The organism is Nocardia sp. NPDC004415, from assembly GCF_053602435.1.
Window position 1 is genome coordinate 12,238 of record NZ_JBSGDP010000072.1, and the last position, 18,510, is coordinate 30,747.

Annotated in this window: 15 protein-coding genes and 3 pseudogenes; 11 read left to right on the forward strand and 7 right to left on the reverse strand. The window is 71.1% G+C overall.

From position 1 onward, the window contains the following. Positions 1-106: 106 nt before the first annotated feature. Entirely contained in the window at positions 107-787 is a 681-nt protein-coding gene (locus ACWEMY_RS25620; RefSeq protein WP_452392068.1) for an LppP/LprE family lipoprotein, read from the forward strand. A gap of 3 nt (positions 788-790) precedes the next feature. On the opposite strand, the gene ACWEMY_RS25625 is transcribed toward ACWEMY_RS25620, so the two are convergent. After that, the gene (locus tag ACWEMY_RS25625; RefSeq protein ID WP_452392069.1) at positions 791-1,927 is read right to left on the reverse strand and encodes a metallophosphoesterase; all 1,137 of its coding nucleotides are present in this window, start codon (positions 1,925-1,927) and stop codon (positions 791-793) included. Positions 1,928-2,258: 331 nt separating this feature from the next. Here ACWEMY_RS25625 and ACWEMY_RS25630 point away from each other — a divergent pair, with 331 nt between their 5' ends. Next, a complete protein-coding gene (locus tag ACWEMY_RS25630; protein WP_452392070.1) occupies positions 2,259-3,356 on the forward strand; it encodes an alpha/beta hydrolase in 1,098 nt (365 codons plus the stop codon). A 121-nt stretch (positions 3,357-3,477) separates the two neighbouring features. Here the strand turns inward: ACWEMY_RS25630 and ACWEMY_RS25635 are convergent, their stop codons facing one another. The 5 genes and pseudogenes from ACWEMY_RS25635 to ACWEMY_RS25655 all read right to left on the reverse strand — a co-directional run bounded on the left by ACWEMY_RS25635 (position 3,478) and on the right by ACWEMY_RS25655 (position 9,417). Then, positions 3,478-4,905: an arabinosyltransferase C-terminal domain-containing protein gene (locus ACWEMY_RS25635; RefSeq protein WP_452392080.1), complete on the reverse strand. Its 1,428-nt coding sequence runs from the start codon at positions 4,903-4,905 to the stop codon at positions 3,478-3,480. A gap of 150 nt (positions 4,906-5,055) precedes the next feature. Continuing rightward, positions 5,056-6,825 (reverse strand): annotated as a pseudogene (locus tag ACWEMY_RS25640) (arabinosyltransferase domain-containing protein); the annotation flags it as partial. Between the two features lie 411 nt (positions 6,826-7,236). Further along, a pseudogene (locus ACWEMY_RS25645) lies at positions 7,237-7,611 on the reverse strand (arabinosyltransferase); the annotation flags it as partial. Positions 7,612-7,639: 28 nt separating this feature from the next. Then, positions 7,640-8,545, reverse strand: coding sequence for a serine hydrolase (locus ACWEMY_RS25650; protein ID WP_452392071.1), 906 nt, complete (start codon positions 8,543-8,545; stop codon positions 7,640-7,642). After that, a complete protein-coding gene (locus ACWEMY_RS25655; RefSeq protein WP_452392072.1) occupies positions 8,542-9,417 on the reverse strand; it encodes a LysR family transcriptional regulator in 876 nt (291 codons plus the stop codon). The genes ACWEMY_RS25650 and ACWEMY_RS25655 overlap by 4 nt, the downstream gene beginning before the upstream one ends. Before the next feature lie 159 nt (positions 9,418-9,576). Here ACWEMY_RS25655 and bla point away from each other — a divergent pair, with 159 nt between their 5' ends. Together bla and ACWEMY_RS25665 are read left to right on the forward strand one after the other, a co-directional pair. Then, positions 9,577-10,464 carry a class A beta-lactamase gene (gene bla / locus ACWEMY_RS25660; protein ID WP_452392073.1) on the forward strand — a complete coding sequence of 296 codons (888 nt, stop codon included), beginning with the start codon at positions 9,577-9,579 and terminating at the stop codon, positions 10,462-10,464. A gap of 182 nt (positions 10,465-10,646) precedes the next feature. Continuing rightward, positions 10,647-11,052, forward strand: a pseudogene (locus ACWEMY_RS25665) (RidA family protein). Here ACWEMY_RS25665 and ACWEMY_RS25670 read toward each other — a convergent pair. Continuing rightward, complete coding sequence (locus tag ACWEMY_RS25670) at positions 11,053-11,958, reverse strand: AraC family transcriptional regulator (protein ID WP_452392074.1); 906 nt, start codon at positions 11,956-11,958, stop codon at positions 11,053-11,055. A gap of 116 nt (positions 11,959-12,074) precedes the next feature. Between ACWEMY_RS25670 and ACWEMY_RS25675 the strand changes: the two genes are divergently transcribed. The 7 genes from ACWEMY_RS25675 to ACWEMY_RS25705 all read left to right on the forward strand — a co-directional run bounded on the left by ACWEMY_RS25675 (position 12,075) and on the right by ACWEMY_RS25705 (position 18,473). Then, entirely contained in the window at positions 12,075-13,073 is a 999-nt protein-coding gene (locus ACWEMY_RS25675) for a saccharopine dehydrogenase NADP-binding domain-containing protein (RefSeq protein ID WP_452392075.1), read from the forward strand. A 156-nt stretch (positions 13,074-13,229) separates the two neighbouring features. Then, complete coding sequence (locus tag ACWEMY_RS25680) at positions 13,230-14,663, forward strand: sensor histidine kinase (protein WP_452392076.1); 1,434 nt, start codon at positions 13,230-13,232, stop codon at positions 14,661-14,663. After that, a complete protein-coding gene (locus tag ACWEMY_RS25685; RefSeq protein ID WP_375929486.1) occupies positions 14,660-15,067 on the forward strand; it encodes a roadblock/LC7 domain-containing protein in 408 nt (135 codons plus the stop codon). The genes ACWEMY_RS25680 and ACWEMY_RS25685 overlap by 4 nt, the downstream gene beginning before the upstream one ends. Then, entirely contained in the window at positions 15,064-15,408 is a 345-nt protein-coding gene (locus tag ACWEMY_RS25690; RefSeq protein ID WP_375929485.1) for a DUF742 domain-containing protein, read from the forward strand. The genes ACWEMY_RS25685 and ACWEMY_RS25690 overlap by 4 nt, the downstream gene beginning before the upstream one ends. Further along, positions 15,389-16,003, forward strand: coding sequence for a GTP-binding protein (locus ACWEMY_RS25695; protein WP_452392077.1), 615 nt, complete (start codon positions 15,389-15,391; stop codon positions 16,001-16,003). The genes ACWEMY_RS25690 and ACWEMY_RS25695 overlap by 20 nt, the downstream gene beginning before the upstream one ends. Beyond that, positions 16,000-17,253 carry a cytochrome P450 gene (locus tag ACWEMY_RS25700; protein WP_452392078.1) on the forward strand — a complete coding sequence of 418 codons (1,254 nt, stop codon included), beginning with the start codon at positions 16,000-16,002 and terminating at the stop codon, positions 17,251-17,253. Before ACWEMY_RS25695 ends, ACWEMY_RS25700 begins: the two co-directional genes overlap by 4 nt. Then, positions 17,250-18,473, forward strand: a complete 1,224-nt coding sequence (locus tag ACWEMY_RS25705; protein WP_452392079.1) for a cytochrome P450 family protein — start codon at positions 17,250-17,252, stop codon at positions 18,471-18,473. The genes ACWEMY_RS25700 and ACWEMY_RS25705 overlap by 4 nt, the downstream gene beginning before the upstream one ends. Positions 18,474-18,510: the final 37 nt, after the last annotated feature.

The following is an 18,510-nucleotide window of genomic DNA, read 5'->3' on the forward strand; positions in this document are numbered from 1 at the left end:
CGGCCGGATCGCCTAACGGGTCCTCGGAGGGTCCCGATGTTGCCTTCGTACGCGTGATCGCGCGCTGGGGACTCGGAATCGAGGGAACATGAACAAGGCAGTTCGGATGAGTGCGCTGGTCGCCATCGCGGCGGGACTGGTCGCAGGCTGCACCGACAGCGACGGTGTGGTGACAGTGCCGACGACGTCCCGTGCGACGACTCCCGGCAGTACGGCGCCGACCACCGCGCCCGGCGGTGCGCCCGCGGTGACTCCCGCGCCCGGCGGTGGCGCCCCGGCTGTGACGCCCGCGCCCGGCGGAGGTACGCCCGCGCCGGGTGGTGGCTCGCCGGGTGAGACCGAGGCGCCCGTGGTGACTCCGGCGCCCGCCGACGACATCAGCGGTCCCGGCCGCTGCATCGATCCGTCCTCGACCGGCGTGCAGAACGCGATCGCCGGACTAGGTGGCGGATGGGTCGCCACGCAGGCCTCCACCGACCAGCCGGGCGACTGCGGCCAGCTGCTGTGGGTGCGCGCGGTCGGCGGGAACTCGGCGGGCGCGCCGATCCACGTGCTGTTCTTCCACGACGGAACCTATTTGGGCACAGGCACTTCCGAGCCCTACGCGTTCACCTCGGTCAGCGGATCGAACGGCAACTCGGTGAGCGTCGACTACAAGTGGCTGGTGGCCGACGAGCCGTTCGCGGCGCCGCAGGGCGGCCCGGTCACCATCACCTACACCTGGACCGGGTCCGGGGTGGCGATGAGCGATCCGCTGCCGCCGGAGGTCACCCAGCCGCACCGCTGAGCGTCAGGCCCGCTCCGGGTGCAGCACCAGGACGGTGATCTCGCTGGGCGCGAACACCCGCAGCTGCGGACCCCAGAAACCGGTGCCGCGGCTGGTGTAGAGCTGGGTGTGGTTCGCGTGCCTGCTCAGCCCGGCCACCACCGGCTGATCGAGGCGGACCAGGTAGTGGAACGGCCAGATCTGCCCGCCGTGGGTGTGTCCGGAGATCTGCAGGGCCACGCCCGCTACGGCGCTGTCGGCGATCTGTTTGGGCTGATGAGCCAGCAGCACGACGGGCAGTTCCGGATCGGCACCGGCCAGCGCGGCGGGCAGGTCGGGGCCGTGGCCGGGCAGGCCGACACCGGTCGGGTCGTCGATCCCGGCGATCACCAGGCGCGCGCCGTCGTGGGCGAGGGTGCGGTGCTCGTTGTGCAGGGGCTGCCAGCCGAGCCCGGCCATGTGGTCGATCCAGCCCTGGGCGTCACCGAAGTACTCGTGGTTGCCGGTGATGTAGAAGCGGCCGAGTGGGGCGTCGACCTTGGCCAGCGGGTCGACCTGGGCGCGGCGCTTGGCGACCGAGCCGTCGGCCAGGTCACCGGCGTGGCAGGCGATGTCCGGGCGCTGCGCGTTGACGACCTCGACCACCCGCTCCGACCAGCGGCGCCGGTCCAGCGCGGCGAAATGGGTGTCGGTCACGACCACGACGCGCAGCCCGTCGAGTTGCTCGGCCAGGCCGCGGATCGCCACGTCGACGGTGCGCACCCGCGGCACCCGCCGCGCCTCGTACACACCCCACCCGATCAGCACCGCCGAGACGGCCAGCACCCCGCCCGCCACGATCCGCGCGGCCAGCTCGCCGTCGACCCCGGCGACCGCCAGCGCCCCGCGCGCGAGCAGGCCCAGGACCGACCACGAGAACACCACCCACAGCACGCCGAGCAGGGTGTCGCCCATGATCACCGCCGGATCGGACTGGGCCGGGCCGTGGCCGAGGAACATCCCGGCGGGCAGCGCGAGGAACCCGAGCACACCCACCGCGGTGCCCGCCCAGAACAGCGGACCGGCGCCGCCGGTGGGCGCGGCGACCAGCGTCCACCACGGCAGTGCGAACAGCACCGCCGGGACCAGCAGGAACATCAACAGGCGTACGGCGAGCTTCACGGAGGTCCGTCCTTGGCAGGGCCGCCGGGGGTCGCGGCCACGATCGACCATCCAGCCTAGCGCCCGCCGAGCCGGTGCCGAGCGGCGAGAACCCGCAGGCAGAGGCCGTGACGCGAAGCGGATTGCCCCGCATCGCAATTCGATGTGCCCCCGGCTTCGGGGGCGCGCTATGCTGCCCGGCAGGATCCGTCCGCAGGTCGTGCGCGTACGGCGGGTCGCGTGGGGAAGCGGCGAGGCCGCGTGAACGAAAGGTCTGATCAGCATCATGCGTGGCGTAATTCGGGGAGGCGCGCAGGAGCGCCGGCACAGATCGGGCCTGGTCCGGCGGACGATGGTCGGTGCGACGGTGGCCGCGCTGCTGCCGTGGGGCCTGGTGGCCGCACCCGCCTCGGCCGATGCCGACCCCTCGGCGATCGACTTCCCGGTGGACTCGTCGATGGGCACCATCAACACCCGCATCATCCGCGCGGCCGACGGCAACACCGACCGGGTGGTCTACCTGCTCGACGGCGAACGCGCCGAGAACGACCTCAACGGATGGGAGAAGCACACCTCCATCCCGGCGCAGATGGCCAAATTCAATATCAATGTGGTGATGCCGGTCGGTGGCCAGTCCAGCTTCTACGCCGACTGGGACCAGCCGAGCAGCTTCAACGGCGTCAACCCCGACGGGTCCATGCTGCCCAGCGCCGACTCCGGTTCGGCCATCGGCGGCTGGGAGGACACCCAGGGCAAGACCAACACCTATCGGTGGGAAACCTTCATCACCGAGACCCTGCCGGACGCGCTGAAGTCGCGCCTGGGCTTCAGCGACAGCCGCAACGGCGTGGTCGGGCTGTCCAGCGGTGGCAGCGCGGCGCTGCTGATGGCCGCCTACCACCCCGAGCAGTTCACCTACGCCGGCTCGCTGTCGGGCTACCTGCACATGTCGATGCCGGGCATGCGTGAGGCGCTGGCCGGGGCGATGATCGCCAGCGGCGGCTACAACATCGAGTCGATGGCGCCCGCGGGCAGCGAGAAGTGGAAGCGGATGGACCCGTACGGGTTCGCCGAGAAACTGATCGCCAACAACACCCGCCTCTACATCTCGGCCGGTAGCGCCAAGCCCGCCGACCAGGACCTGTCCTCCATCGACGCGATCACCCAGGGCATGCCGCTCGAGGCCATCGCGCTGGCCAACACCCGCTCGTTCGAAAAGCGTCTCACCGCACTGGAATACACCAACGTCAGCTACGACTTCCCCGACATCGGCATCCACAACTGGGGCACCTGGGAGCAGGTCGCGATCCGCTTGATGCCGGACATGGCCCGCAATATCGGCGAGCCGCTGCCCGCCGGTGCCCCGCCCGCAGGCGGACAGCCGCCTGCCGGTGCTCCGCCCGGCGGACCCGAGGGCGCCCAGCCGCCCGCCGGTGAACCGCCGAAGTAAGCTCTCACCAAACGAAACCGCCGCTCCCATTCGGGGGCGGCGGTTTTCGCGTTGTGGGGTCGGTGTTGACCTGGCACGGGTCTCCGTGCCGAGGGTTGGTACGACGGCCGTTGTAGTGCTGTCAGCTGGTTCTGATCGGGCCGGGAGTTGTCCAGCCCCAGTGGGATTCGGTGTGGGTGGCGATGTCGGCGGGTGGGGCGGCGATGTAGCGGGTGAGGCGTTGGAGTTCGCCCCAGTCTCGGGTCCAGTCGTCGGCGAGGTAGGTGGGGATGGGGGTGGATTGCATGAGGGTGGTGGTCCAGCCGAGGGGGCCGCCGCCGGTTTCGCCTTGCCAGGTTTCGGAGACCTGGGCGTTGAGTTTGTCGGGGAGGATGCGCCAGATCGGTAGTTTGGCTACGCCGTCGCGGTGGTCGAAGGGGCGCTGGCAGGGGAAGGCCAGGCCCACATGCCAATCCGCGAGGATCGGGTCGGTGCTGCCGACCATGGTGTTCAGGGTCGAGAGTTTGGGGAGGCGGGGTGGGGTGAGGGCCAGCCAGCGCATCGGGTCTGGTTCGCCTGATTCGGTCACCAGGCGGACTGCTGTGGTGCCCTGGGGGATGCGGTCCAGGTCGATGGGCAGGTTCCGCCAGCCTGGCGCGCCGCCGACCGACGGCGGGGTGAGATCGCCCAGCGCGGTGACGGTGCCGTCCTCGGCGCGGTTCGCGAACTCGACACGGAGTTTCTGGCCCGGCATCGGTGAGCCGTCCGGGCCGATGCCTTCGATCCGCCCCGCCACCGTGAGGATCAGTACGCGATAGGCGGGATTCTGCTGTGCCGCAGCGAGATCCAGGCGGTACCACTGAGTGGTGAGCTGGGTGCGCTGTGGTGCCCCGGTCGAGTAGCTGCCGAGGACAGGCGTGCGTTCCGGGGCGAGGCCGAAGGGGAGTGCGACGGTGCTGCCGTTGACGCCGGTGACCGCTGGGCCTCCCGCGCCTGGAGCTCCGCCCGGTGCGGCCGGAGCACCTGCCCCGGGTCCACTTGCCGCTCCTCCGGGAGGGGTGCCGCCCGCGCCCGGTGCTGTGCCTGGGCCGCCGGGGGCTGTGCCAGGTCCGCCAGGTGCGGTACCTCCCGGGCTGTTCGGCTGGGTGCCGGGTGCGCCACTGGACCCGCCGGGAGTGTTTCCGGGTCCGCTGGGCGTGCTGCCGCCTGGTCCGCCGGGCACGGTGCCTCCCTGGCCGCCGGGCGTGCTGCCGGGTCCACCGGGTGCGGCCCCGCCGGGGGCTGGGCCGGAACCGGAGGGGGGTGCGGTGGACTGCCCAGGGCCGGGGTCGGGCATGAGGCTGCCGACGCCGTTGGGGGTGAAGCCGGTGTTCTCGGCGGTGAGGCCGTCGGCGACGGTGCCGGTGTAGGGGGTGAGGAGGGAGTCGGCGGTGTTGGTTTCGACCAGGACGTCGTCGGCCATGGCGCAGCGGTTGCCGGTGAGGGTGCGCAGGTTGGCGAGGCCGACCGAGTAGGCCGGGTATTGCGAGATCATCGCGGTGGCGAGGGATCCCACTTCGAACAGGAGCATCGCGGCGGCGGCGAGGGTGAGGGCGGTGACCGCCGGTGGGCGCGAAGTGATGGCGCGAGAGCGGGTTTCGCTCCGGTCGTCCGTGTCCTTCGGGATCCCGGCAGACGGATCGGGTGGGGAGGTGTGGTCAGGGGCACGGTAGTACTGCCAGAGGGCGATGGCGGCGGTGGCGCCCGCGGCGGTGAGGAACAGGGAGGAGACCGCGATGCCTGCGAGGGTGGGGGCGCGGTCGGGCCAGGGGACGCCGTAGCCGGAGACGTACCACCAGCCGTTGGAGCCGGTGAAGGTCACTGCGAGCAGGAAGAAGACGCCCGCGGTGAAGAGGGTGCGCAGGTAGGTGGCGTGGATGATCTTGCGGCTCAACGCGACAGTGGTGACCGCCGCGAGGGCGCCCGCGAGTCCGGCGTAGACGCCGAAGTGGTGTGTCCACTTGGTGGGAGTGAACATCATCAGCAGCAGGGCCAGCGCGATGACCGCGAGCAGTCGGCCGACGGGGCCGCGTGCGGTGGTGGGGATGCGTCCGCCGCGTCGGACGGCGACGAGCACGCTGACCACGAGGCACCCGAGCATGGCGAGGATGCCGAAGCGGCGGGCCAGTGAACCGTCGGGGTTGACCGACAGCAGCGAATCCCAGCGGGTCCGCTCCTCGAACCATGCCATATCGGGGCCGACGAGTTGCCGCACCCGCGTGGCCTCCATGACTGTCGCCAGGGTCTGATCCGCGAAGACCACCACCAGCACCAGGGTCCCGGCCGCGAGGATCGGCGCGATCACTGCCGCGTATCGGAGAAGCGTTGCTGCCCAACCATTGCCGACACGTAGCTTGGCATCGGAGCCGGAGCCGGAGCCGGAGCCGGAGCCGGAGCCGGAGCCGGAGCCGGAGCCGGAGCCGGAGCCCGAGCCCGAGCCCGAGGAGTCGGAATAGGAGACCGACGTGGAGTTCGGCCCGGCCTCAATGGGTTCCGAAGCTAAGTGGGCTCGGGCGCGGGCAGTGATCGTGCGCAGGACCGGGCGGGCACCGGCCAGGAGTGCACCCACGCAGATGAGTCCGGTGGGGCCCGCGGCGAGGGAGAACGCGGCGACGAGGACGGCGATCGCGGCGGGGAGCAGGCGGCGGGTGGCGATGGCGCGTTCCATCGAGCACCAGGTGAGCAGGGCGCCGACGGCGATGAGCGGTTCGGGGCGGAGGCCGTTGTTGTAGGGCAGCCAGATCGCCAGGAAGATCAGCGCGGCGGTCCAGCGGGCGGTGCGGTGCGTGGCGACGCCGGAACCCAAGCGTGGCAATACTTCCCGGCTGAGCAGCAGCCAACAGACCAGTCCGGCCAGCAGGGCGGGCAGGCGCATCCACAGGCCCGCGTCGCTGATCCGGGTCATCCAGGCCAGTACTTCGTACGGCCAGCCGAAGGGGGCCTCGGCGACCTGGAACCAGCGGTAGTAGTTGGCGGTGTAGCCGGCTTCGCGGGCTGCGCGGGCCATGGTGAGGATGTAGCCGTCGTCGGAACTGTTGGCGCCGATGACATGCCAGACCACCAGCGTGCCCGTGACCACCGCGTCGAGCCCGGTGAACCGCCACCACCGCGTGGGCAGGACGCGCCGTGAGCGCCGACCGTCCCGGAGATCGCCGCGATGCAGGCAGATCAGCGCGAGGAGAGTGCACAGCAGGGCCCCGACGATCGCCGCGATCTTCCAACCGCTCGGGCTCGACGAGAATCGCGCGTCGATCTCGGCGTGCAAACGGGCATCGCCCATCCGCCCCCGATCCAATTCGGTATAGACACCGACGATCTGCGGACGCACATCCCCGTCGACGACAGTCCGCATCGGCGACCCGTCGCTCTTGGTCATCCCGCTGATCTCGGCGGTCGTCCGCGTGGCCGTGGAAGTCACGGTGAACGCCGTGCACCCCGCGGCCTGTGCGGCACCATCGCCGGGAGCGCGGTCATCGGAGGGTGGCACGCTGGACGGCGCACCGGCTCCGGGAGTTGCCGAAGGCTGCCCCGGCAGTGGAGTCGCGCCGGGGCCGGTGGCGCCAGGTGCGCTGGAGGCACCCGGACGCGCACCGCCGGACGGTGCGCCTGCCGGCGGGTCGGACTGTCCCGGGGCAGGGCCGCCCGGCGGAACCCCCGGGCCCGCACCAGGGTCCGTCGGTGGGTTCGCGGGTGCCCCGGACGCACCCGGCGGGCGACTGGCCGAAGGCGATCCGGGTGGAGCAGAACCCGCCGGAAGGGAGTTGGGTACGGCCGAGCCGGGCGGCCCACCTGCCGCACCGGGCGGTGAAGTCGCGGCACCCGGTCGGCCGGCGTCGGAACCACCTGTCGCGCTGCTGATTTCTGCCATCGGCACGCTCAGCAGCAGCCGATCACGCAGCACCACGGCCAGGGTGCGACCGGTGTCGGGGCGGTCTTCGATCCGGGCGACCAGGCCCTTCGATCCGGCGCGGGGCGCTTGGGGTGGGACGGTGGCGAGGACGGTTCCGCCGGTGAGGTCGCGCAGGGCGGTACAGGGGATGCTCACATCCAGGGACAGGGGGACGTAGTCCACCAGCGGGGCGCTGAGTTGCAGCGACTGTGGCTGGGGCCAATCCAGGCTCGCGCGGTGTTGCTGGACCGGAAGCAGCGGGACGAGAACCGCCAGCAACACTCCGAGCACCCCCGCTGCGATGCCGATCACTTTCACACGGCCGGAGCCGGAAGAATCTGCATGCACGGAAGACGATGCTAGCGAGGGCCTCGGGTCAGCGGGGACGGCGTAGCTCGGTGACCGCGATCCGGGCCACCTCGCCGATGGCGGCGTCGACCACCGGCAGCATCGGATCGGCGCGGGCCGCGCGCGTGAACACCGCGACGGCGACCGGGATCTCGCCGGGGAACTCGACCACCGCCACCTCGTTGCGGATCACCCCGATGGTGCCGGTCTTGCCCGCCACCACGACCCCGCGATGCGGGAATCCGGCGGCGATGCGATGCGGCCAGACCTGCTTGCTCATCACCGACCGCACGAAAGCGGTTCCCTCCGTGGACAACACGCGGCCCGACCACAGGGCGTCGAGCAGTGTCGTCATCTCCGCGGGGGTGGTGGCGCTGGTGTAGGCGGGGTCGTAGGCCGAGACGGTCCAGGCCTCGTCGTTGTCGGCCAGTGCGGCGAAAGCGGCTGCGGTGCTGGGGGTGTCGGTGTCGCGGACCAGGCTGCGGTGCAGGTCAGCGGTGCCGCCGACGACGCGGGTGCCGGTGAGGCCGAGTTCGGCGGTCAGTTCGGCGATCGCGGCAGGCCCGACCTCGTCGAGCAGGACATCGGCCGCGGCATTGTCGGACACCGTCATCATCGAGGTGGCCAGATCGCGGCGGCTCAGGGTGACCGGGTCGTGCAGGGCCGCCAGGCCGGTGGGGCCTGGCGTGCAGTCGGCGGGATCGATGGTGAGCCGGGCGGTGGGGTCGAGGAGGCCGTTGTCGACCTGACGGCAGAACGCCACCAGCAGCAGCAATTTGTAGACCGAGGCGGTGACCACGCGGTCTCGTCCGCCGACGCAGACCTCGGCGGGGGAGTCGTCGCAGCGCCGGGCGTGCAACCAGCCGCTGCATCCCGCATCGGCGAAGACGGCGCGAACCCGCTGGACGACAGCGGAATCCGTGGCCGCAGTCACCGGAGCCGCTCCCGGTGGAGTGCCCGGTCCACAGCCTCGGCGTGCGCACCCGCGTCGGCCCGACGGATCACCCGGACCCGCAGCGCCACCGACTGGGCCGCCAGCGTCAGCCAGGCCACGCCCGGCGTCGGGGTGGGCGGCGTGGCGATCACGCCGAAACTCGTGCCCGCGGCCACGGCCGCCAGCACCGCGCGATCGTCCGGCGCGGTGAGTACCGGTGTGTCCAGCCCGCGTTCGCGCAGCAGATCCACGACGGCGTCGAAGGCCGGGGGATTGGCCGACCGGGGAGGGTGCGCGAAGTGCAGGCCGGTCAGCATGGGGAAGACCGGGCGTTCGGCGGTGGTGCTGCGATGGTCGGCGGGAACCACCAGCCAGCGCGGCAGTTTGACGACCGGTCCCGCCTCGACCCCGTCGACCAGCGCGGGATGCTCGACCACCGCCACATCGCACACCCCGGCCCGTACCTCGGCGATCAGGTCGACCGTCGAGCCCAGCGTCGTGGACACATTCGCCTCGGCGCCGCGCAGCGCCGTGACACAGGCGGTGACGAGCCGGGCGGGCAGCGCCGTGGTGGACGCGAAGCGCACGGTGCCGCTGCGCCGGGCGATGCGCTCGGCTTCGGCGAGCAAACGGTCGGCGTCGTCGACGAGCAGCCGGGCGCGCGGCAGCAACTGCCTGCCCGCCGGGGTGAGCCGCGCGCCCCTGCTGGTGCGGTGGATGAGTTCGACCTCGAGATGCTGTTCCAGCCTGCGCAGGCCCTGGGACAGGGGCGGCTGGGTCATGTCCAGGGCCGCGGCCGCCCGCCCGAAGTGGCCTTCGTCGGCGACCGCGACGAAGAACCGGAGATGGCGGAGCAGATCCATGACGGCCATTGAACCAGCGTCGCGACACCGGAATCGGCCGATCGGCGGGCACGGACCCTCTCGGCACACGACCGCCTACCGTGCCACCTGCGCCGATATCGGGCTCGACTCGCCCGCCCGGCGTGCCGCTATTGGCTCGGGCCCGATGCCGGGTGGTGTGCTGCGGACGTGACTTCCTCCACCGCGTACCGCAGTCGATACCTCGTCGCCGTGGTCCTGGCGGCCGCCGTGACGGCCTGCTCGACCGAGCCGGCGCCAGCCCCCGCCGCCCCCGCCACCGCAGTGTTCGCCGACCTCGAGACGAAATACGACGCACGCCTGGGCCTCTCGGTGGTCGACACCGCCGACGACCGCACCGTCTCCTATCGCGAACACGAGCGCTTCCCGATCGCCTCCACTTTCAAGGGCATCGCCTGTGGCGCGCTCCTCCAGGCACATCCCCTCGCCTCCGGCTATTTCGACCGCGTCATCCACTACACCGCCGCCGATCTGGTCGACTACTCACCCGAAACCGCGCAGCACGTCGACACCGGCATGACCGTCGCCGAACTTTGCGCCGCCGCCATCACCCTGTCTGACAACACCGCGGGCAACCTGCTGCTCCGCGAACTCGGCGGCCCCGCGGGTTTCACCGCCTTCGTCCGCACCCTCGGCGACACCGTCACCCGACTGGACCGCTGGGAAACCGAACTCAATACCGCCGTCCCCGGCGACGAACGCGACACCACCACCCCCGCCGCCCTGGCCGCCGACTACCGCGCCCTGCTCCTCGGCCCCGCCCTCGCCGAACCCGAACGCGCGCAACTCACCACCTGGCTGCTCGCCAACACCACCGGCGCCGAACGCATCCGGGCAGGTCTGCCCGCCGACTGGCAGGTCGGCGACAAAACCGGCACCCCCGCCTACGGTTCCGCCCTCGATGTCGCCATCGCCTGGCCGCCCGGCCGTGCCCCGCTCATCCTCGCGGTGCTGTCCACGCGATCCGAGCCGGACGCCGAACCATCCAACCCCTTGATCGCCGATGCGACGAGAGCCGCAGTGGCACAGCTCAACTGAAGCGACCGCAGGTCCGCCGTGAGAGCCTGCGCGACTCAACTGATGCCAACGAGTCGACGTCGGGCCGGAATCAGCCGGGGTCGCGGGCCGCCATCGTGGACACCTCCGTGCCCGCCATCACGCCGCGTAGCGTGACCAGTGCGCGTTCGCGCAGCAACCTGCACCGACGACAGGAGAGACCGATGACTGTGGAACTGATGAATCCGGACGGACTGCCGAAGCCGGAGGTGTACCGGCAGATGTCGATCGCCACCGGATCGCGGCTGGTGTTCCTGGCCGGGCAGGTTGCCCGCGACGGCGACGGAAACCCGGTCGGTGCCGGGGATTTCGCCGCGCAGGTGGAGCAGGCTTACCTCAATGTCGGCACCGCGCTGGCGGCTGTCGGTGGCAGTTTCGACGATGTCGCGAAGCTGACCATCTATGTCGTCGACTGGGGTCCGGACAAGTACCCGCTGCTCGGTGAGGGGGGGGCGCGCGGCCGCGAAGCTGGGTGTGGACCCGGTCAAGCCGATCACCCTGATCGGCGTCGCGGCGCTGGGGGAGCCGGATCTGCTGGTCGAGGTCGAGGCGACGGCAGTGCTGGACTGATCAGGCGCCCGCGCGCCGCACCTCGGTCGCTGCGCGGTAGCGGCCGGGGGCGGTGCCGTAGGCGCGGGTGAAAGCCTTGCTGAAGGCGTATTCGGAGCTGTAGCCGATGCGGCGGGCGATGGTGGCCAGCGGGTGGTCGCTGGTGCGCAGCAGGTGTGCGGCGGTGAGCATGCGCCAGCGGGTCAGGTAGCTCAGTGGCGGTTCGCCGAGCTGGGCGGTGAAACGTTTCGCGAACGCCGCGCGGCTCAAACCGGCTCGGGCACCGAGGGATTCGACGGTCCACGGGTGGGCCGGGTCGGCGTGGATGCCGCGCAGGGCGGGGGCGAGGTGCTGGTCGGTGAAGGCCGCCGACCAGCAGGCGGTGTCGTTCTCGGTGAGCCACGCGCGCAGGAGGTAGAGCAGGAGCAGGTCGAGCAGCGGCGGGACGGCGGCATCCGAGCCGGGGTGCGGGTGGGTGAGCTCGTCGGCGAGCAGCTCGACCGCGGCGCGCAGTGACGGGTGCGCGCCGAGCCGGGCCGGAATGTGCACCACCTCGGGCAGCTCGGCCAGCAGGGGGTGGGTGCGGTCGGCGGCGAGCTGGTAGGAACCGCACAGCAGGGTGGCCGGTGCGCCGGGGCCGTCGACCGTGCGCAGGTCGTGCGGGCCCGCGGTCTCGGTGAGCGGGCTGTCGGGGTGGTCGGCCAGGCCGTGGGCGAGACCGCGCGGCATGAGTACCGCGTCGCCGGTGCCCAGCGCGAGCGGCGCGGCGCCGGGCCGGGTCAGCAGGCACGAACCCTGCAGGACCACATGGAATCCCGCGCCCTCGACGCGCGGATAGTGCCGCCCCCAAGGCGCGTGCCGGACGAACAAGCCCGACGCGGGGCTGCCGGTGCGCGCGGTGGCGAGGACATCGCTGAGCAGGTCCATGTCCAGAACTCTACCTGTGAAGACGAATGGATATCTGCCGAAGATTCCGGATGATTTTCCGTCTCCTTCAGAGCTCATACGGTGAGTGCACAACCTGATGAACAAGGGAGTGGGACATGAAGATCGCTGTCTACGGAGCCAGTGGACACGTCGGCCGGTTCGCCGTCACCGAACTGCGCGAGCGCGGGATCGAGACCGTGGTCGTCGGTCGTGATGTCCAGCGGCTCAATGGTTTCGGTGCCGAGGCCAGGGTCGCCGCCGCCGATGACCCGGCCGCCCTGCGCGCCGCCTTCTCTGGCGCCGACGCCGTGATCAGCACGCTGCCCGACTACACCGGCACCGGTGAGCAGGTGCTGCGGGCCGCGATCGATGTGGGCGCCCACTACACCGATGTCGCGGGGGAACAGCTCTACGTCGCGAAGGTCTTAGGCGAGTACGGCGAACGCGCCGCGGCCGCGGGCGTCACCGTCGCACCCGCCATGACCGAAGCGGGCGTGTTCGGCGATCTGCTGGCCCACCTCGGCGCCGAGCGGCTCGGCGGGGCCGACGAGATCGTGCTGAGTCATGTCGCCGCGCCGGGCGGGGAGGGTTCGCGGGGGAGTATGCGCACGGTCCTGCGGAATCTGGAGGTGTTCACCAGCGGCGGACTGTCCTGGATCGACGGGGAATTCCGCACCGGCGTCACTGCGCGCCGGGAAACTTTCCTGCTGCCCGGAGAATCAGAACCTGTCGCAGTGGTGAAATTCCCGCAGCCCTCGGTGGTGACCATTCCCCGGCATCTGACGGCGGGCGCGGTGGAAGGTGTTCTGGCACGTTCGATTTTCGATGTGGTCGGCACCGTCACCGAGGCCGATCTGGCGGCCGCCCCGGAGGCGCCGAGCACCCCCGCGCCGTATTTCATGATCGTCGACATCCGGCACGACGGACGGGCGCTACGCGGCATCGGCCGCGGTCCCGACGCCTATCGCAACAGCGCTCAGCTGGCCGTGGAGGTCGCGACCAGGATCGTCGCCGGAGCGGGAAAGCCGGGGGTGTGGGCACCGGCGGAACTGTTCGACCCCGCCGAATTCCTCGCCGCGGTGGCCGCGTTCGGGATGTCCTGGTCACTGGAATGAGCCCGCCGGGCGGCCCCGGCGCCAAGTGTGTGCGAACACATAGTGAACCGCGCTCGTCCGAGTGGCAGGCGGGGCGGGGGCTCGATATGCTCGCATGCACTATCTGAACGGGCTGTCGTGCCGCGTGATTGGTTCGAGATTGGCGGTTGGGGGCCTGTGAATACTGCGGAAGTCGAGCCGATGGCGCATGCGCCGGTGCGGCAGGCGCGCGTCGGCCGCGAGGGTGCCGGACAGGCCGGAACCGTGGTGTTCGGCGCCGGGCTGGCCATTGTGGTGATCGCGGTCGTCACGGCGGTTTTCGCGCCCACGGCCATCGGCATCCCGGTCCTCAGCGCCGCTCTCGCCGCGGTGGCCGTCGGCTGCCCGGCGATCTATCTCACCCTGCGTGCCAGGGCCGAGGCCCAGCGCAGCAAGGCCGCCGCCGAGCAGGCCGAACAGGAACTGGCCAGGAATGTCGCCGAATCCGCCACGCGCATCGCGCAGGCCGAGGAGCACACCGCCGCCTTCGCCTGGGAAGCACAGGAGAACGGCCGCCGCGGCGCCGCGGCCCTGGCGGCCTTCGCCGGCGCGGCGGGCCGCATCCAGGCCATGACCACCTCCATGCTGGCCGAACTGCGCGAGATGGAACACCGCCACGCCGACCCGCGCGTGCTCACCGACCTGCTCCACATCGACCACCGCACCGCCCAGACCGGCCGCCTCGCCGACAGCATCGCCGTACTCAGCGGCGCCCGCACCGGCCGCCGCTGGGCGAAACCGATTGCCATGGAATCGATCCTGCGCGGTGCGATGGGCCGCGTGGCGGGGTATCAGCGCGTGCGGTTGCGCGCGGTCGCCGAGGTCGGCGTCGCCGGGCACGCCGCCGAGGGCGTGATGCACACCCTGGCCGAACTGCTCGACAACGCCTGCAACTTCTCCCCGCCCACCACCGAGGTGCACGTCTACGCCGCGGAAGTGCCCGCGGGCGTGGTGATCACCATCGAGGACAGTGGCCTGGTGATGAGCGAATCGGCGCTGCGCCGCGCCGAGGCCGCCGTCTCCGGACGCGATCACAAGGGCAAGGGCGTGGACCTGGCCTCCCTCTCGGGCACCCGTCTCGGGCTGGCAGTGGTCGGCAATCTCGCCCGCAAACACGATCTGACCGTGTCGTATCGGCCCTCGGCGATCGGCGGCACCGCCGTGGTGGTCGTGGTCCCGCGGGAACTCACCGCGCGCGCCGAACGCCGCGGCGCCGGGCTGCTCGCCACCCCGACCCCGCGCCCGGTGGAACCGCCGCGCCCGGTCGAGGCCCCGCGAGCCGACCTCGGCCAGTTCGACACCCCGATCCCGCGCGCGCAGCACGCCCGGCCCGCCACCGCCGATTTCGGCTGGCCCGAGAGCACCGCCGCGCCCGACCAGCAGGTCCCCGACGCCACACCCGTGCTGCCCAAGCGGCGCCGGGGCAGCACCCTGGCCCAGGTGCATCCCGAAGGTCTGTCCACCCCACCGGCCGCCGATGCCGCGCCGACGAAGCCCGCGGCACTGGGCGCCTTCCAACGTTCCGCGCCGGGCCGCCGCCACGCTGCCCCCGACTCTCCGGAGGACCGATGACCACCACATCCACCAACCTCGGCTGGTTGCTCGAGAAACTGCTCGCCCGCACCCCACGCGCCAGGCACGCCCTGCTGCTCTCCGGTGACGGGCTCAAGATCTGCCACACCCCGGAACTCGACGTCGACCGCGCCGACCAGCTCGCCGCCATCGCCGCCGGGTTCCAGAGCCTGTCGCACGGGGCTTCCGTCGAATTCGGTGACGGGCGTGGCGGTGTCCGCCAGTCGATGACCGAGTTCTACGGCGGCATCCTGTTCGTGATCGAGGCAGGCCGCGGCGCGCACTTAGCGGTGGTGGCCGCCGAGGACGCCGACGCGGGCCTGGTCGGGCACACCATGCACGAGCTCGTCGAGCAGCTGGGCGAGCATATGCAGGCGCAACCGAGACGGGTGGTGCCGAGTTGACCAGGGCGCTGCGCGACGACGATCCCGACCGGTTCTACACCCTCACCGGCGGTCGCGCCCCGGCCACCGAGGATTTCGACCTGGTCACCCTGGTGGTCAGCGAATCCGGTCCCTCGGCGGGGATGACCTCCGAACAGGTGGCCATCCTGCGGATGTGCCGGGCGCCCACCGCCGTGGTGGAGATCGCCGCCGAACTGCGCCTGCCCGTCGGGGTCGCCACCGTGGTGCTCTCGGATCTGCTGCACGCGGGCAAGATCACCGTCCGTCCTCCGCTCTCGGCAGCCATGACGCTGGATCTGTCCACCCTCGAGAAGGTGCTCGTTGGACTTCGCAAACTCTGAGCTCGCGCCCGAACGCGCCCAGGCGCCGCTGGACAGCACGGTCAAGCACGGCTTGAAGATCGTGGTGATCGGCGGATTCGGGGTCGGCAAGACCACCCTGGTGCGTTCGGTCAGCGAGATCAGGCCGCTCGACACCGAGGCCACGATGACCGACATGGGCGTCGGTGTCGACGACGCCGAGGGCGTGCCCGGCAAGTCGACCACCACGGTGGCCTTCGACTTCGGCCGGATCTCCCTCGACGAGGAGCACGTGCTGTATCTGTTCGGTGCGCCGGGGCAGCAACGGTTCTGGTTCCTGTGGGACCGGCTGTTCACCGGTGCGCTGGGCGCGATCGTGCTGGTCGACCAGCGCCGCATCGCCGACTCCTGGTACGCGATCGACCGCCTCGAACACCAGCGCACCCCGTTCGTGGTGGCCTGCAACGACTTCGGTGAGGCCCACGCCCCCGAGGCTGTACGCGAGGCACTGGATCTGGACCCGGCGGTGCCGCTGCTGATGTGTGACGCGCGCTCGCGCGAATCGAGCAAACAGGTGCTCATCGCTCTGGTAGAACATCTGTATTCCGCTGTCCCGCAGGGGGAATCCGTTTCATGAGCATTCCGACGGGCGCGTGCCCGGTCACCGGCGCCGTCCCGTTGAGCGGGCCGGAATTCCACATCGAGCCGCACGAGGTGTACCGGAAGATGCGCCGCGACCACGGTCCGGTGGTCGCGGTCGAGCTGCCCGGCGGGTTCCCGGCCTGGCTGATCATCGGCTATCGCGAACTGCATCAGGTGACCAGCGATCCGCTGCTGTTCCCGCGTGACGTGTCGCTGTGGAACCAGTGGGGCCGGGTGCCCGAAGACTGGCCGCTGCTGCCCATGGTCGGTCGGCCGATGCCCTCGATCTACTTCACCGCGGGCGCCGAGCACCGCAGGCATCTGGCCATGGTGGAACCCGCCCTGGACGCGGTGGATCACTTCGAATTGCGCAGGGCCTGTGAGGAACTCGCCGACCGGCTGGCCGACGACTTCTGCGGCCGCGGCTCCGCCGACCTGGTCGCCGAGTTCGCCGAACCGCTGCCGGTGCTGGCCCTGGGCCGCATCCTCGGCCTCCCCGACGCCGACGCCGCCGACCTCGCCGCCACCATGAAGGCACTGGCCGACGGTGGCGCCGACGCCCAGGACGGCTTCGTGCGCTTCGGTGAGCACATGGCCCGGCTGCTGATGAGCAAGAAGGCGAGGCCCGGTGGCGATCTCACCTCGCTCATGCTCGCCGATCCCGAGCCGTTCACCGACGAGGAATACATCAACGACCTGATGGCGATCACCGCCGCGGGTCATCTCACCACCGCCGACTGGCTGGGCAGCTCCATGCGGCTGATGCTCACCGACGACCGCTTCGCCGCGGCGCTGGGCGGCGGCAGGCGCAGCGTGGGCCAGGCCATGAACGAGGTGCTCTGGGAAGAGGGGCCCACCTCGATCCTGGCCGGGCGCTGGGCCGCCCGCGACACCCGCCTGGGCGATCAGACCATCCGCGCGGGCGACATGCTGCTGCTCGGGCTGGCCGCGGCCAATCTCGACCCGCACATCCGCCAGTCGTTCACCGACGGCGACTCGGTGCCCACCGGCAACAACGCGCACTTCGCGTTCAGCTACGGCGAATACCGCTGCCCGTTCCCCGCGCAGCAGATCGCCGAGATCATCGCCAGGACCGGGATCGAGGTGCTGCTCGACCGGCTCCCCGACGTCGACCTGGCCGTGCCCGCCGACCAGTTGACCCGGCGCCCTTCGGCTTTCCTTCGGGGCATGACCGCACTGCCCGTTCGTTTCACACCGGTTCGACCCGTCGGAGGTTCGTCGTGAGTTCCCAATGCCCGTTCGCCATCGACCCCATGGTCGGTGACCTCGACGGAGAAACCGCCCGACTCCGCGCGCAGGGCCCGATCACCCGCATCGACCTGCTGGGCGTGCCCGCCTGGACCGTCACCGATCACGCGGTCGCGCGCAAACTGACCACCGACCCGCGCCTGATCAAAGACATCAACGCCTGGAAGCTCTACACCGACGGCGTGGTGACCAACCAGTGGCCGCTGATCGGCATGGTCGACGTGGACCGCTCGATGTTCAATGTCGACGGCGCCGAGCACCGCCGCCTGCGTCTCAAGACCGCCCAGGCGCTGGCGCCGCGCCGGCTCGAGGAACTGCGCCCGACCATCGAGGCGCTCACCGCCGAACTGCTCGACGACCTCGCCGCCGCCGGTGCCGACGGCACGCCCGTCGACCTCAAGCAGGTCTTCGCCTACCCGCTGCCCATGCGGGTGGTCGGCGACCTGATGGGCGTCGCCCGCGAGGACCACGCGCAACTGCTGGACTGGTACAAGAAGTTCTTCTCGGTGATGACACCGCAGGGCGAGCGCCTGCGGGTGATCGGTGAACTCGACGTGTACTTCACCGACCAGGTGAAGCAGAAGATCGCCGACCCGGGCGACGATCTCACCTCGGCCTTCGTCGTGTCCGACGAGGAGGGTGGCGCCGCGCTCACCGAGGAGGAGGCGATCGGCAATATCAAGGCCCTCGTCGCCGCCGGGCACGAGACCACCGTGAGCCTGATCGTCAACACCGTGCGCGCGCTGCTGGGCGAGCCCGAGCAGCTGGCCAAGGTACTGGCCGGGGACGTGGAGTGGAAGCAGGTGATCGAGGAGTCGCTGCGCTGGGACGGCCCGGTCTCGCACCTGCTGATGCGCTTCGCCACCGAGGACATCACCGTCGGCGACACCGTGATCGCCAAGGGCGAGGGCGTGGTGATGTCCTACCGCGCGATCGGGCGCGACACCGCCGTGCACGGCGAGACGGCCGACGAGTTCGACGTCACCCGCGCGACCGCCAACCGCCACCTGGCCTTCGGCTACGGCCCGCACATCTGCCCGGGTGCGGCGCTGTCGCGGCTGGAGGCGGCCATCGCGCTGCCCGCGCTGTTCGAGCGCTTCCCCGAGCTCAAGCTCGCGGTGCCCGACAGCGAGCTCGGCAATCTGCCGGTGCTCACCCAGAACGATCTGGCCGCGCTGCCGATCACCCTGAACTGACCGGCGTCGCGTCGCGCCCGGCGGATCACCGCCGGGC

What these genes read in the sequence shown, in the direction of transcription:
- ACWEMY_RS25670 (WP_452392074.1), bottom strand. Translation starts at nt 11,958, where the DNA reads ATGGACCTGCTCAGCGATGTCCTCGCCACCGCGCGCACCGGCAGCCCC.
- ACWEMY_RS25685 (WP_375929486.1), top strand. Translation starts at nt 14,660, where the DNA reads ATGACCACCACATCCACCAACCTCGGCTGGTTGCTCGAGAAACTGCTC.
- ACWEMY_RS25655 (WP_452392072.1), bottom strand. Translation starts at nt 9,417, where the DNA reads ATGGCCGTCATGGATCTGCTCCGCCATCTCCGGTTCTTCGTCGCGGTC.
- ACWEMY_RS25620 (WP_452392068.1), top strand. Translation starts at nt 107, where the DNA reads ATGAGTGCGCTGGTCGCCATCGCGGCGGGACTGGTCGCAGGCTGCACC.
- ACWEMY_RS25675 (WP_452392075.1), top strand. Translation starts at nt 12,075, where the DNA reads ATGAAGATCGCTGTCTACGGAGCCAGTGGACACGTCGGCCGGTTCGCC.
- ACWEMY_RS25630 (WP_452392070.1), top strand. Translation starts at nt 2,259, where the DNA reads ATGGTCGGTGCGACGGTGGCCGCGCTGCTGCCGTGGGGCCTGGTGGCC.
- ACWEMY_RS25635 (WP_452392080.1), bottom strand. Translation starts at nt 4,905, where the DNA reads ATGCTCCTGTTCGAAGTGGGATCCCTCGCCACCGCGATGATCTCGCAA.
- ACWEMY_RS25700 (WP_452392078.1), top strand. Translation starts at nt 16,000, where the DNA reads ATGAGCATTCCGACGGGCGCGTGCCCGGTCACCGGCGCCGTCCCGTTG.